At 67.7% G+C, this 12634-nt stretch carries 13 protein-coding genes; 5 read left to right on the top strand and 8 right to left on the bottom strand.

The features are described 5' to 3' along the window. Positions 1-9 precede the first annotated feature (9 nt). Together ntrC and ACQY39_RS21095 are read left to right on the top strand one after the other, a co-directional pair. Entirely contained in the window at positions 10-1515 is a 1506-nt protein-coding gene (gene ntrC / locus ACQY39_RS21100) for a nitrogen regulation protein NR(I) (protein WP_428509579.1), read from the top strand. A gap of 90 nt (positions 1516-1605) precedes the next feature. Continuing rightward, entirely contained in the window at positions 1606-2892 is a 1287-nt protein-coding gene (locus tag ACQY39_RS21095) for a solute carrier family 23 protein (RefSeq protein WP_428509577.1), read from the top strand. A gap of 6 nt (positions 2893-2898) precedes the next feature. On the opposite strand, the gene ACQY39_RS21090 is transcribed toward ACQY39_RS21095, so the two are convergent. Next, a complete protein-coding gene (locus ACQY39_RS21090; protein WP_428509575.1) occupies positions 2899-3870 on the bottom strand; it encodes an MBL fold metallo-hydrolase in 972 nt (323 codons plus the stop codon). A gap of 64 nt (positions 3871-3934) precedes the next feature. On the opposite strand from ACQY39_RS21090, the gene def reads away from it, so the two are divergent. Further along, on the top strand, positions 3935-4471 hold the full coding sequence (gene def / locus ACQY39_RS21085; RefSeq protein WP_428509573.1) for a peptide deformylase: 537 nt from the start codon (positions 3935-3937) through the stop codon (positions 4469-4471). A gap of 115 nt (positions 4472-4586) precedes the next feature. Next, complete coding sequence (locus tag ACQY39_RS21080; RefSeq protein ID WP_428509571.1) at positions 4587-6512, top strand: DUF6600 domain-containing protein; 1926 nt, start codon at positions 4587-4589, stop codon at positions 6510-6512. Between the two features lie 88 nt (positions 6513-6600). On the opposite strand, the gene ACQY39_RS21075 is transcribed toward ACQY39_RS21080, so the two are convergent. Further along, on the bottom strand, positions 6601-7299 hold the full coding sequence (locus ACQY39_RS21075) for an arylesterase (protein WP_428509569.1): 699 nt from the start codon (positions 7297-7299) through the stop codon (positions 6601-6603). A 15-nt stretch (positions 7300-7314) separates the two neighbouring features. Here ACQY39_RS21075 and ACQY39_RS21070 point away from each other — a divergent pair, with 15 nt between their 5' ends. Beyond that, positions 7315-8028, top strand: a complete 714-nt coding sequence (locus tag ACQY39_RS21070) for an ABC transporter ATP-binding protein (protein WP_428509567.1) — start codon at positions 7315-7317, stop codon at positions 8026-8028. 9 nt (positions 8029-8037) lie between these two features. Here the strand turns inward: ACQY39_RS21070 and ACQY39_RS21065 are convergent, their stop codons facing one another. The 6 genes from ACQY39_RS21065 to ACQY39_RS21040 all read right to left on the bottom strand — a co-directional run bounded on the left by ACQY39_RS21065 (position 8038) and on the right by ACQY39_RS21040 (position 12624). Next, positions 8038-8598 carry a DUF2062 domain-containing protein gene (locus ACQY39_RS21065; RefSeq protein ID WP_428509565.1) on the bottom strand — a complete coding sequence of 187 codons (561 nt, stop codon included), beginning with the start codon at positions 8596-8598 and terminating at the stop codon, positions 8038-8040. A 197-nt stretch (positions 8599-8795) separates the two neighbouring features. Continuing rightward, complete coding sequence (locus ACQY39_RS21060) at positions 8796-9599, bottom strand: peptidylprolyl isomerase (RefSeq protein ID WP_263518339.1); 804 nt, start codon at positions 9597-9599, stop codon at positions 8796-8798. Positions 9600-9658: 59 nt separating this feature from the next. Beyond that, complete coding sequence (locus ACQY39_RS21055) at positions 9659-9934, bottom strand: BolA family protein (RefSeq protein ID WP_263562521.1); 276 nt, start codon at positions 9932-9934, stop codon at positions 9659-9661. Beyond that, positions 9931-10599 (bottom strand): septation protein A, encoded by a 669-nt coding sequence (locus tag ACQY39_RS21050; protein WP_428509562.1) that lies wholly within the window; start codon positions 10597-10599, stop codon positions 9931-9933. Before ACQY39_RS21050 ends, ACQY39_RS21055 begins: the two co-directional genes overlap by 4 nt. A gap of 49 nt (positions 10600-10648) precedes the next feature. Then, positions 10649-11068, bottom strand: a complete 420-nt coding sequence (gene msrB / locus ACQY39_RS21045) for a peptide-methionine (R)-S-oxide reductase MsrB (RefSeq protein ID WP_263518332.1) — start codon at positions 11066-11068, stop codon at positions 10649-10651. Then, on the bottom strand, positions 11065-12624 hold the full coding sequence (locus tag ACQY39_RS21040) for a protein adenylyltransferase SelO (RefSeq protein ID WP_428509560.1): 1560 nt from the start codon (positions 12622-12624) through the stop codon (positions 11065-11067). Before ACQY39_RS21040 ends, msrB begins: the two co-directional genes overlap by 4 nt. Positions 12625-12634: the final 10 nt, after the last annotated feature.

The following is a 12634-nucleotide window of genomic DNA, read 5'->3' as shown; positions in this document are numbered from 1 at the left end:
ACCAGCCGCATGAAATCCATCTGGGTTGTCGACGACGATCATTCCATCCGCTTCGTGCTGGAGAAGGCCTTGAGCCGCGAGGGCCTGCCCGTGCGCACCTTCAGCAACGCCCGCGATCTGCTGGCCGCGCTGGAGGAGGACAGCCCGCAGGTGCTGGTGTCCGACATCCGCATGCCCGGAGGCTCAGGTCTTGACCTGCTCGCCAAGGTCAAGGCCCGCCTGCCGCATCTGCCCGTCATCATCATGACGGCCTACTCCGATCTCGACAGCGCCGTGGCGGCCTTCCAGGGCGGTGCGTTTGAATACCTGCCCAAGCCCTTTGACCTGCCGCGTGCGGTCGAGTTGATCCGCCGCGCCCAAGAAGAAAGCCAGCGCGAGGCCGTGGCCGACGAGGCCGCCGCGCAAGTGCCCGAGATGCTGGGCCAGGCGCCCGCCATGCAGGACGTGTTCCGCGCCATCGGCCGCCTGAGCCAGAGCCATGTGACGGTGTTGATCACCGGCGAGTCGGGCTCGGGCAAGGAACTGGTTGCGCGCGCACTGCACAAGCACAGCCCGCGCGCCGAGGGGCCCTTTGTCGCCATCAACACGGCGGCCATCCCGAAGGACTTGCTGGAGAGCGAGCTCTTCGGCCACGAGCGTGGCGCCTTCACCGGCGCGCAGGCCACACGGCGCGGCCGCTTCGAGCAGGCCGACGGCGGCACGCTCTTCCTCGACGAAATCGGCGACATGCCGCTGGAGCTGCAGACGCGGCTGCTGCGCGTGCTGTCCGATGGCCAGTTCTACCGCGTCGGCGGCCACAGCCCGCTGCGCGCCAATGTGCGCGTGATTGCCGCCACCCACCAGAACCTGGAGTCGCGCGTGCGCCAGGGCGCCTTCCGCGAAGACCTGTTCCACCGCCTCAATGTGATCCGCCTGCGCCTGCCGCCGCTGCGCGAGCGGCGTGAGGACATCGGCGTGCTGGCGCGCTTTTTCCTGCAGCGCAGCGCGACCGAGCTGGGCGTCGAGACCAAGCGCCTCAGCGAGGCTGCGCTGGCCCAGCTGCTGGCTTTTGACTTCCCCGGCAATGTGCGCCAGCTGGAAAACATCTGCCATTGGCTCAGCGTCATGGCGCCCAGCCAGGTGGTGGAAGCCAAGGATCTGCCCCAGGAGCTGTTGCAGCCGACTGCCTCGGCCGAGTTGACGCTGGAGCGCAGCGAGGACGCGCCAGCGACCTCAGGCGAGGCTTCTGCTGCCGCCGCGCCTCAATCTGGGGCGCATGTGCCAGCGGCTACGCCCCTGCCTGGTGCGGGTGTGGCCAGCGAAGCCTGGGTGATGGAGATGGCCCGCGAGGCGCGCCGCCTGCTGGCCGCGGGCGAGCCCGAGGTCTGGGAGCTGCTGAGCCGCCGCTTCGAGGCCAGCCTGATCACCGCCGCGCTGGAGCTGACTCATGGCCGCCGCATCGAGGCGGCGCAAAAGCTGGGCATCGGCCGCAACACCATCACGCGCAAGATTCAGGAATTGAACCTGGACGTCTGAGGCCCCGATGGGCTGCGTGCAAGCCCTGGGTCGGCGGGGCAACTGGCCTCACTACACTGCGGCGTCATTACACGATGGAGCACATGCAGCATGAGTCGACTTTTTCACTGGCGTGAGGTGCCGGCCCGAGACGGGCAGGCGGTACAGACCGACGAGCGCCTGCCCTGGCCGCAGACCCTGGCCATGGGCTTGCAGCATGTGATCGCCATGTTCGGCGCCACGGTGCTGGCGCCGCTGCTGATGGGCTTCGACCCCAATGTCGCCATCCTGATGAGCGGCATCGGCACCCTGATCTTCTTCCTGATGGTGGGCGGCCGCGTGCCCAGCTATCTGGGATCGAGCTTTGCTTTCATCGGCGTGGTGATCGCCGCCACTGGCTACACCGGCGCCGGACCTAACGCCAATATCGGGCTGGCTCTGGGCGGCATCATCGCCTGCGGCGCGGTCTACTTCGCCATCGGCGCTTTGGTGTCCTGGCTGGGCACGGGCTGGATCGAGCGCCTGATGCCGCCGGTGGTGACCGGCGCCGTGGTGGCCGTGATCGGCCTGAACCTGGCCGCCATCCCGATCAAGAACATGGCGCCCACCGGCTTCGATGCCTGGATGCAGGGCGCCACCTTTTTGAGCGTGGCCCTGGTGGCGGTGTACAGCCGCGGCATGGCCCAGCGCCTGCTGATCCTGCTGGGCCTGCTGGCGGCCAGCCTGCTCTATGCGCTGTTGACCAATGGCCTGGGCCTGGGCAAGCCGATCGACTTGTCGGGTGTGGCCAATGCCGCTTGGGTGGGCCTGCCGCGTTTTGCCAGCCCGGTCTTCGAGCCCCAGGCCCTGCTGCTGATCGTGCCCGTGGTGGTGGTGCTGGTGGCCGAGAACCTCGGTCACCTGAAAGCCGTCAGCGCCATGACCGGCCGCAATCTCGACGCCGACATGGGCCGTGCCTTCATGGGCGACGGCCTGGCCACCATGGTCAGCGGAGCCGCCGGCGGCACCGGCGTGACCACCTATGCCGAGAACATCGGCGTCATGGCCGCCACCCGCATCTACTCGACCGCCATCTTCGTGATCGCCGGCCTGCTGGGCGTGCTGCTGGGCTTCAGCCCCAAGTTCGGGGCGCTGATCCAGGCGATTCCGCTGGCGGTGATGGGCGGGGTCAGCATCGTCGTTTTCGGCCTGATCACCGTGGCCGGCGCCAAGATCTGGGTGGACAAGCGGGTGGACTTCAGCGACAGCCGCAATCTGCTGGTGGTCGCCATCACCCTGGTGCTGGGCACGGGCGACTACACCTTGAAGCTGGGCAGCTTTGCGCTGGGCGGCATCGGGACCGCCACTTTCGGCGCCATCCTGCTCTACGCCCTGCTGTCACTGGGGCGCAAGGACTGAGGTTCTTCAGGCTGCAGCGGCGCGCTTGTCGAGGTAGACGCCCAGGCCTTGGGCGTTGAGCTCGATGTCCATCTCCAGCAGGCCCAGCTGCGCCACCAGGCTTTGCGTGCAGCCATGGGCATGCAAGCGCGGCAGGTAGATCGCCTCCAGCCCGGTTTTCAGAAAAGCGTGGCGCTCGGGGCTGGCGCCGAATGGCGCCGCATGGGCCAGGGCCACCATCTCGTCGATCTGCTCGCGCAGCAGCTGGCCCAGGCGCTGCACCTCGGCCACGCTGCCGCCGACGCGGCTGTAGTGGGTCAGGAACATCTGCGTGGGCTGCAGGGCCAGCAGGCGATCCATCGAGGCCTTCAGTGCCTCGGGCTCGAACTGCACCGGCGTGCTGGTCGGCAAAGCCCAAGCACCTTGCGCGGTGTCGAACTCGCGGTAGCTCAGGCCAAAGGTGTCGCCGGTGAAGCAGCCGCGGCTGTGCGCATCCCAGATGCAGTGGTGGTGGCGCGCATGGCCGGGGGTATCCAGCAAGAGCAAGGGTCGGCCGGCCAGGTGCAGGGTCTCGTCATCGCTGCTGGCCCGCGCCCGCTCGGCCGGCACCGGCACGAGGCGGCCGTAGGAACGCTGCATCTCGGCCTCGCCGTAGACGGCCTTGGCGCCCATGTACAGCGCGGTCGGGTCGATCAGATGTCGCAGGCCACGCGGGTGCACGACCAGGCGCGCCTGGGGCAGGGACTGCATCAGCAGGCCCACGCCGCCGGCATGGTCCAGATGCACATGGGTGGGGATCACCCAGTCCACCGCTTCCGGGCCCAGGCCCAGATCGCCCAGCGCCGCCAGCAGGCGCGGCACGGCGTGGTTGGTGCCGGTGTCGATGAAAGCGGCGCGGCCGGACTCCACCACCAGATAGGCGGCGTCGAACTGCGGGCGCTGGAAGCCGGTGTCGATGGCATAGATGCCATGGCCGAGGGGCTGGACAAAATCATGCATGGCGGGGGTGTCTCCGGGCTCACTTCTAGAATCCGCCCACCTTAACTGATGTCGCGACATTGCCATGGCCGTGCATGAAATCTTGAAGATGGGTGACCCGCGCCTGCTGCGCGTGGCCCAGCCGGTCACGAACTTCGGTACGCCGGAGCTGCGCGACTTGATCGCCGATATGTTCGAGACCATGAAGGCGGCCAACGGCGCCGGCCTGGCCGCGCCGCAGATCGGTGTCGACCTGCGCCTGGTCATCTTTGGCTACCAGAGCAATGTGCGCTATCCGGACGCGCCGCCCGTGCCGCCGACCGTGCTGATCAACCCCGAGATCGAGCTGCTCGGCGCGGCAGATGAAGAGGGCTGGGAGGGCTGCCTCTCGGTGCCCGGTCTGCGCGGCGTGGTGCCGCGTCATGCGCGCCTGCGCTACCGCGGTTTTGACGCCGAAGGCCAGGCCTTCGAGCGCGAGGCCGAAGGCTTCCATGCCCGCGTGGTCCAGCATGAATGCGACCACCTCGACGGCATCCTCTACCCGATGCGCGTCAAGGATTTCAGCCGCTTTGGCTTCACCTCGGTGCTGTTCCCGGAGCTGGACCCGGCGGCAGACGATTGAGACGCTCCTTTCGGGTGCGTGGCCTGCACCTCGCACGCCGCTGTGGTGATTGTTTGTAAAGACGGTCCTCCGCGGCAGCAGACGGCGCGTTGAGCTGGGGTCACAGGAGCTTGTCATGAAAGTTGCCGCCCGAAATTTGTCTGCCACTGCTGCGCTGGCCTGGGCCTGGCGCAGCTGGCTGTGCCTGGCCTGCTTGGTGCTGGGCCTCAGCGCTTGGCAGCCGGCCCAGGCCCAAGCCGCGCCAGGCAGCGACCCGCCGACGCGTGCCGGTCGGGTCTCCGAAGTCATCGGCGATGCCTGGCTGTTCGACGCCGAGAACAAGGAATGGACGCGCGTGTTGCGCAACCAGACCATCTCCGAGGGCGACCGCCTGCGCACCGACGATCGCTCGCGCGTCAGCCTGCGGGTCGGCTCCAGCAGCTTCTGGCTCGATGAGCGCAGCGACCTGGAGATCAGCCAGCTCGACGAGGGCCGCGTGCTGCTGCTCCTGGCCAAGGGCGATATGGGGCTGCGCCTGCGTTCGCAGGAAGCAGTCAGCGAATACAAGGTGATGACCCGCGAGGGCCTGTTTTTTGCCGAGCGCGAGGGCTTGTACCGCGTTGAGCAGATGGACCGCGGCAGCCGTGGCTTTGCCTTGCAGGGCCGTTTGCGCTTTGAATCGAGCAAGGGCGAGGGCACGCTGCCGGTCTGGCTGCAGGACGGCGAGCAGGCCGAATTCTGGTGGGCCGGCGGCCCGCGCACCGAGCGCCAGCGCCTGCAGGGCGATGGCTTCATTGACTGGCTCAGCGCACAGAGCCGCAGCGAGGGCGACAGCGTCAACGCAGGCCTGAGCCAGCGCTATGTCTCGCCCGAGATGACGGGCGCCGAAGATCTGGACCGCCATGGCCGCTGGGAACAGTCGCCCGAGTACGGCGCCGTCTGGTTCCCTTCCGTGGTCGTGGCCGACTGGGCACCGTATCGCTACGGCCACTGGGCCTGGACGCGCCACTGGGGCTGGAGCTGGGTGGACGATGCGCCCTGGGGCTTCGCGCCGTTCCACTATGGCCGCTGGGTCAGCTGGAATGGCCGCTGGTGCTGGTCGCCAGGCCGCTATGTGGCGCGCCCGGTCTACGCCCCGGCTTTGGTGGCCTGGGTGGGTGGCCCCTCAGTGTCTGTGGGCATCAGCATCGGTGGCGGCGCTCGCCCGCCGCGCCCGCATTACGGCTGGTACCCGTTGGCCCCGCGTGAAGTCTATGTGCCGGGCTTCCGCCACAGCCCGGGCTATGTCCAGCGCCTGAACAACCATTTCGATCGCGACCCGGTGACCGTCAACAAGCCGCGCAGCAACCGCGAAGTCGGCGGTGCCATCAGCTATCTGCCTGGCGCCGGTGGACCGGTCCGTGCCATGCCGGCTGCTGACAGCGGCCCGGTGCGGCCCTTGCCTGCGGCTCCGGCGCGCCAGGAGCTGGCCACGATGCTGCCGCAGCGGCCCGCCATGAGCCCTGAGGGCCCGGCTGGACGCAGCGCGGCCGATGTGCCTTGGCGCAATGACAACCCGCTCGCCAATCGCCGCCGCGATCAGCAAGTCCCGCGTGAGGAGAGGGAAGCGCGTGAACAGCGTGTTGGACCGCAGCGTGGCGAGCTCAGCGCTCCGGCGCCGCAGAGCTCGGGCGGCCCGGCCGATGTGCCTTGGCGCGGTCGTGACCGTGACCGTGCAGCGCCGCCGGTGCAAGTGCAGCCGCAAGCTCCGGTGCAGCCGGCCCTGCCGCCGAACATGCCCTGGGCCGATCGTCCGGGAGCCGACCGTTCCGAACGGGCCGGCCCGCAGCGCCCGGATCGTGGCGACAGTCGTATGGAGCGTCAGATGGAACAACGCCCAGTCGAGCGTCCGCCCGAACGCATGCGCTCGGCCGAGCCGTCTGCTCTGCCCATGCGCCCGGCGCCAGCGCCGCAGCCTCAAGCTCAGCCGCAGCAGCCGAGCAAGAGCGAGTCACAAGGCCCGCAGCGGGAGCGTGGCAACGCCGACGGGCCGCCGCGCCGCAACGGCGAGCGGGAGCGCTAAGACAGGCGCCTCCGGTTGACTCTTGAATGCAGCGCCGCTGCCGGCCCTTGGGCCGCAGCGGCGTTTCTCTTTCCCTGTCCCTCTGCGCTCAGAGCAAGGGTTTGAGCACCGGCCAGACTTGGTCCAGCATCAGAGGATGGGCCTTGGCCAGGGGGTGGATGCGGTCGGCCTGGAACCAATCCTGGGCATCCGGCCGCTCGGCAAAACCGGCCAGCAAGAAAGGGGTCAGGGCCACCTTCTCGGCCTTGGCCACCTCGCTGAACAGGCCGGCGAACTCGCGCCCATAGCTGGCGCCGTAGTTCGGCGGCACCTGCATGCCAAGCAACTGCACCTTGGCGCCGGCCGCCTTGCCCGCGCGCACCATGGCCAGCAAATTCTCGCGGCTGTTGGCCAGAGGCAGGCCGCGCAAGGCGTCGTTACCGCCGAGTTCGATGATGAGCACGGCGGGCCGGTGCAGCTTGAGCAAGGTGGCCAGGCGGGCACGGCCGCCGGCCGTGGTGTCGCCGCTGATGCTGGCATTGATGACGCGGTAGCGGCGCCCCTGGGGCAGCTTCTGCTCGGCCAGGCGCTGTTCCAGCAAGGCCACCCAGCCTTGGCCGCGGCTCAGGCCGTATTCGGCGGACAGGCTGTCACCGAGCACCACCAGCGTGCGCTCGTCGGTTTTCGTCTGTGCGCTGGCAAGACCCGCGAGCCCACTGCCCGCGATGCAGACGCTACAGTGCAAGGCCATGCGCAGTGCGGCCCGCCGGGCCGCTTGCGCGACGGGCTCTGCTTTTCTGTCCTTCATTCTTTGGGTTCCGCCATGTCCGAAATTCTTGTGGAAGTCGATCACATCAACAAACGGGTGCAGGACGCGACCGGCGAGCTGGTGATTCTGCATGACATCAGCTTCAGCCTGCGGGCACAGGAGTCGGTGGCCATCGTCGGTGCCTCGGGCTCAGGCAAGAGCACTTTGCTGGCCATCCTGGCCGGGTTGGACACACCCAGTGCCGGCACCGTGCGCCTGCGCGGGCAGGACTTGTTTGTCCTCGATGAAGACCAGCGGGCCGCGGTGCGCGGCGCCGAGCTGGGGTTTGTGTTCCAGAGCTTTCAGCTCTTGCCCAATCTGACCGCGCTGGAGAACGTGATGCTGCCGCTGGAGCTGCGCGGCGATCCGCAGGCGCGCAGTCTGGCCACGCAGATGCTCGGCCGTGTGGGGCTGTCCGAGCGCCTGGGCCATTACCCGCGCGTGCTCTCTGGCGGTGAACAGCAGCGTGTGGCCCTGGCGCGCGCCTTTGTCGTGCGGCCCGCCTTGCTGCTGGCCGATGAGCCCACCGGCAGCCTCGATTTCGCCACCGGCGCGGCCGTGATGGAGCTGATGTTCGAACTGAACCGCGAAGCGGGCACGACCCTGGTGCTGGTCACCCATGATCCGGCGATTGCGCGTCGCTGCCAGCGTCAGCTGCGGATCGAGGCCGGTCGCTTGGTCGAACAAACGGCGACGGCGCTCCGGGACGAAGCAACGGCCGCCGTCTGAGCGCTGCGCTCAGGCCGCGCGTGCGCGCTGACGCAGGCGCCTCCAGCGCTCGCCGCGGATGACGGCCCACCAGCCGATGTAGACGACCAAATAGGCCGCTGAGCCCAAGGCCAGGCCGGCCAATGGCAAGCCAATCAGCAGCGGTTCACCCAGAGCCTGCACCCAGGCCCAGGCCGAGGGCAGCCAGCTGGCTGGTTCGCTCCAGGTGATGGCCAGCATCTCCGGTGTGGCAATCGGCCCGCTGTGCCCCGAAGCCAGGCGACCGAGCGCGATGGCCAGGCTCCAGATCGGCACCAGGGTGAAGGGGTTGGTCAGCCAGGTCGCCGCAATGGCCGCGGCGACATTGGCGCGGCAGATGATGGCCAACACGGCCGCCAGCACCATCTGCGTCGGCAGCGGAATGACGCCGATCGCCAGGCCCACGGCCACGCCCATGGCGACCCGACGCCGGTGCGCCACCCACAGCCAGGGGCGTGGGGCGAGGTAGTGGCCGAGCCAGCGCAGGCCCGGTGTCTGGGCCAGAGTGTCTGGGTGCGGCAGGACGCGGCGGGCGAGACGGGATGCGGGCAAACGAAACCTCGGATCGATCGGTGAACGACGTGCCCTTGGCCGTAAAAAACCCGCGGAAAGCCTGAGGGCCTTGCGCGGGTTGGGTCTGGCTGGGCCTGACGGGTACGGCGTGTGTGGTCGGACAAGAAAACGTGGTGCCTGCGAGCGCGGTCAGCGCTTGCGCCGACAGCTGCTTGAGCTCGGCACCACGGGCCTCATCAGTTGGCGAACTTGTAGTCCGTCTTGGCCTTGCTCTTCAGCTCTTGCTGATACGCGCCGACCTTCTGCTGCTGCAGACGCTGGACGATCTGAGCCTTGACATCATCGAAAGCCGGGAACTGGGCTTCGCGGGTGTCTTCGACCTTGATGATGTGGAAGCCGTACTGGGTCTTGACCGGCTCATCGGTCATTTCGCCCTTCTTCAGCTTGGTCACGGCAGCGGCGAACTCGGGCACGTAGCTGCTGGGCTTGGCGAAGTCCAGATCGCCACCGTTGGCGGCGGAGCCGGTGTCCTTGGAGTTCTTGCTGGCCAGTTCTTCGAACTTGCCGCCAGCCTTGATCTGGGCGATCAGGGCCTTTGCGTCTTCTTCCTTCTCCACCAGGATGTGGCGGGCGCGCACTTCCTCGCCGCTGTTCTGCGCCTTGAACTTGTCGTACTCAGCCTTGGCATCGGCGTCGGTGACCGGGTTCTTCTTGGCGTGGTCGGCGAACAGTTCGCGGATCAGGATGCTCTGGCGGGCCAGTTCCATCTGAGCCTTGTAGTCGGCGCTGGCCGGGATGCCGCGCTTCTCGGCTTCCTGCATGAAGATTTCGCGCAGCACGACTTCGTCCTTGACCTGGTTTTCCAGCTCAGGCGTGCGGGCTTGCTGACCGCTCTTGGTGACTTGGCTGATCAGCTGTTCGGCGCGGGCCTTGGGCACCGCTTTGCCGTTCACGATGGCGAGGTTCTGCGCGCTGGCCGACATGGGCAGGAGCGCAGCGGACAGGGCCGCGACGGAGGCGGCGAGCACAAACTTCTTCATGGGTAGGGCTTTGGGCTAAAAAAATGCGCCGTATCGGCGCTGATCGATTTCGAGAGGAATCAGTTCTCTTGGGGTGTGCTGGCATCAATCGCCAGCGCGTGGATGCCTTGCTGCATCAACTCACCCAGCGAATGATATACGAGCCGATGGCGGGCCACGCGGCCCAGGCCAAGGAAGCGGCTGCTGCAGATTCGCACCGTGTAATGGCCTCCTTCCCGGGCACCGGCGTGGCCAGCGTGCAGGTGGCTGTCGTCCTGGACTTCCAGGCGCTCAGGGCTCAGCGCTGCCTGCAGGCGCGCCGTGATGATCTCGCTCAGGGCGGGGTGGGTGCTCATGGCTGGGTTCCAGTTTCTTCGGCCTTGGCGGGCTCGGCCTTGTCGTCCGGCAGCTCGGGCAGATGGCGGCTCAGGTAGACGCCTTGTGCGACCGTGAACACCAGGATCAATCCGGTGACGCCGAAGACCTTGAAGTCAGCCCAGGTCGAGGTCGAGAAGTTGTAGGCCACGTAGAGGTTGACGATACCGAGGGTGGCGAAAAACAGCACCCAGGCGCGGTTCAAGTTCTGCCACACAAAAGCCGGCAGCTCCAGATCGGCTCCCAGCATCTTCTGGATCAGATTGCGTTTGAAGAACTGCACCGAACCCCAGAACACCAGGGCCATGCCCCAGTAGAGGCCGGTGGGCTTCCACTTGATGAAGGTCTCGTTGTGGAACCAGATGGTGGCTCCGCCCAGGGTCACGACCAGGGCCAAGCTGATCCAGAGCATCAGGTCGATCTTCTTGCCGCGTAACTTGAGGAACAGCGCCTGCGCCAGGGTGGCCACCATCACCACCAGGGTGGCCAGCAAGACCGCCGCCTCCTCGGTGCCGACCTTGCCGCCCGAGACCATGAAACCGAAATGCTCGGTGGCAAAGGCCGCGGCCCAGTCTTTGTGGCTGTCCGCGTACTTGAAGGTGGCGAAGAACAGGATCAGCGGCAGAAAGTCGAGCAGAAGCTTCATGGGCAAGGCGGGCCGGCGTGGCTCCGCAGTAAGGGCGGCCTGGAGGAACTCAGGTCCGGGGCGCGAAGTCTATCGCGGCCGAGTTGATGCAGAAGCGCTCGCCGGTCGGCTCGGGGCCGTCGGGGAAGACATGGCCCAGGTGGGAGCCGCAGTTGTTGCAGCGCACTTCGACACGCACCATGCCGTGGCTTTCATCGACGATGCGCTCGATCAGCTCGGCATTGACCGGGGCCCAGTAGCTGGGCCAGCCGCAGCCGGCGTCGAACTTGGTGTCCGGCTCGAACAAGGGCGTGCCGCAGCCGACACAGCGGTACAGGCCGTTCTTCTCGAAATGGTCCCAGTACTTGCCGGTGAAGGCCCGTTCGGTGCCCGACTGCCGGGCCACTTGGTACTGCATGGGGTCCAACTGGGCGCGCCATTCGGCTTCGCTCTTTTGAACCGGGTAGGTCTTGCTGCTCTTGTCGCTCATGATGAACAGGACACTTCCAGGGTTTGAGCCCAGTCGGGCGGGAAGGCCGCGTCGCTGGCCTGTGTGGGGTCGTCGAAGGGCCGCTGTAGGACCTGGAGCAGGCGCTGCGTCTCGGAGAAGTCGCCGGCCTGGGCGGCACGGATGGCGCCCTCGGCCAGATGGTTGCGCAGCACCACGGCCGGGTTGACCGCGCGCATGGCCGCCTGGCGCGGGCCGTCCTGGCTGGCCTCCGCCTGCAGGCGCTGGCGGTAGCGCTGAGCCCAGGCGTCGAAGGCGTCGCGGTCCAGGAACAGGTCGCGCAAGGCGCCGGGGTCATCGTGCAGGCCGAATCGGCTGAGCCGGCGGTGGGCAATGGTGTAGTCCACCTGGGTGGCGGCCAGCAGGCGCAGCCAGTCGTCGATCAGGGCCGTGTCTTCGGTCTGCTCGCTGAGCAGGCCCAGCTTGGCCCGCATCAGGGCGGTGAAGTGGTTGCTGAAGGCCTGCTTGTAGGGCTCGATCGCATCGAGTGCGCGCTCGCTGGCAGCCTCGGGATCCTCACCCTCGTTCTGTATCAAGGGCAGCAGGGCCTGGGCCAGGGCATGCAGGTTCCAGAACGCCATGCTCGGTTGGCGGGCGAAGGCATAACGGCCTTGGTGGTCGGAGTGGTTGCAGATGTGGCCCGGGTTGAAGCCGTCGAGGAAGCCGAAGGGGCCGTAGTCGATGGTCAGGCCCAGCATGGACATATTGTCGGTATTCATCACCCCATGGCAGAAGCCCACGGCCTGCCACTGAGCCAGCAGGGCGCCGGTTTGCCGGGCCACCCGCTCCAGCAAGGCCAGATAGGGCTCGCTCGCCGCGCGGCATTCGGGCGCGTGCAGATCGATGAAGTGATCGGCCAGCTGGCGCAGCTCCTGGTGCTGCTGGCGGTGCGAGAAATGCTCGAAGTGGCCAAAGCGCAGAAAGCTCGGCGCCACCCGGGTGACGATGGCCGCGGTCTCCAGGGTTTCGCGCCGCACCGGCAGGGCCGAGGCCGTCAGGGCCAGGGCGCGGGTGCTCGGGATGCCCAGCGCGTGCATGGCCTCCGAGCAGAGGAATTCGCGGATGGACGAACGCAGCACCGCGCGGCCGTCGCCACGGCGCGAGTAGGGCGTGAGGCCGGCGCCTTTGAGCTGCAGCTCGAGGCTGCCGCCGGGCGTGGCGATCTCGCCCAGCAGATGGGCGCGGCCGTCGCCGAGCTGGCCGGCCCAGACGCCGAACTGGTGGCCGCTGTAGACGCTGGCCAGCGTGCGCATGCCGGGCCAGGCGGCATTGCCGCTCAGCACCTGCAGGGCGTTCCAGTCTTCGCGCTGCCACCAGTCCTCGGGCCAGCCCAGCTCGGCCGCGCAGGCCGTGCTCTGCGCCACCCAGACCGGTTGGGGCAAGCCTTGCGGCGGCAGCTCGGTGTAGAAGGCCGGGCCCAGGGCGGCGAAGCGGTTCAGCCAGGCTTCAGGCGGCGGTACGCGGCCCGCTTGCTTGGCAGAGAAAAGCTCGGCATCGCGAGGCGAATTGGCCGGTGAAACGAGGTCTGGAGCAGGCATCGGACCAGTG

Origin of the sequence: Roseateles sp. (assembly GCF_965262435.1) — a bacterium.
Classification (GTDB): Bacteria; Pseudomonadota; Gammaproteobacteria; order Burkholderiales; family Burkholderiaceae_C; genus Paucibacter_A.
Note: the sequence above shows the minus strand (reverse complement) of the source record. Positions and strands in the feature narration are given on the sequence as shown.

Coding starts and splice junctions, on each gene's coding strand:
- def (WP_428509573.1), top strand. CDS start 3,935: ATGGCCGTGCATGAAATCTTGAAGATGGGTGACCCGCGCCTGCTGCGC.
- ACQY39_RS21095 (WP_428509577.1), top strand. CDS start 1,606: ATGAGTCGACTTTTTCACTGGCGTGAGGTGCCGGCCCGAGACGGGCAG.
- ACQY39_RS21090 (WP_428509575.1), bottom strand. CDS start 3,870: ATGCATGATTTTGTCCAGCCCCTCGGCCATGGCATCTATGCCATCGAC.
- ACQY39_RS21060 (WP_263518339.1), bottom strand. CDS start 9,599: ATGAAGAAGTTTGTGCTCGCCGCCTCCGTCGCGGCCCTGTCCGCTGCG.
- msrB (WP_263518332.1), bottom strand. CDS start 11,068: ATGAGCGACAAGAGCAGCAAGACCTACCCGGTTCAAAAGAGCGAAGCC.
- ACQY39_RS21040 (WP_428509560.1), bottom strand. CDS start 12,624: ATGCCTGCTCCAGACCTCGTTTCACCGGCCAATTCGCCTCGCGATGCC.
- ntrC (WP_428509579.1), top strand. CDS start 10: ATGAAATCCATCTGGGTTGTCGACGACGATCATTCCATCCGCTTCGTG.
- ACQY39_RS21055 (WP_263562521.1), bottom strand. CDS start 9,934: ATGAGCACCCACCCCGCCCTGAGCGAGATCATCACGGCGCGCCTGCAG.
- ACQY39_RS21070 (WP_428509567.1), top strand. CDS start 7,315: ATGTCCGAAATTCTTGTGGAAGTCGATCACATCAACAAACGGGTGCAG.
- ACQY39_RS21080 (WP_428509571.1), top strand. CDS start 4,587: ATGAAAGTTGCCGCCCGAAATTTGTCTGCCACTGCTGCGCTGGCCTGG.
- ACQY39_RS21075 (WP_428509569.1), bottom strand. CDS start 7,299: ATGAAGGACAGAAAAGCAGAGCCCGTCGCGCAAGCGGCCCGGCGGGCC.
- ACQY39_RS21050 (WP_428509562.1), bottom strand. CDS start 10,599: ATGAAGCTTCTGCTCGACTTTCTGCCGCTGATCCTGTTCTTCGCCACC.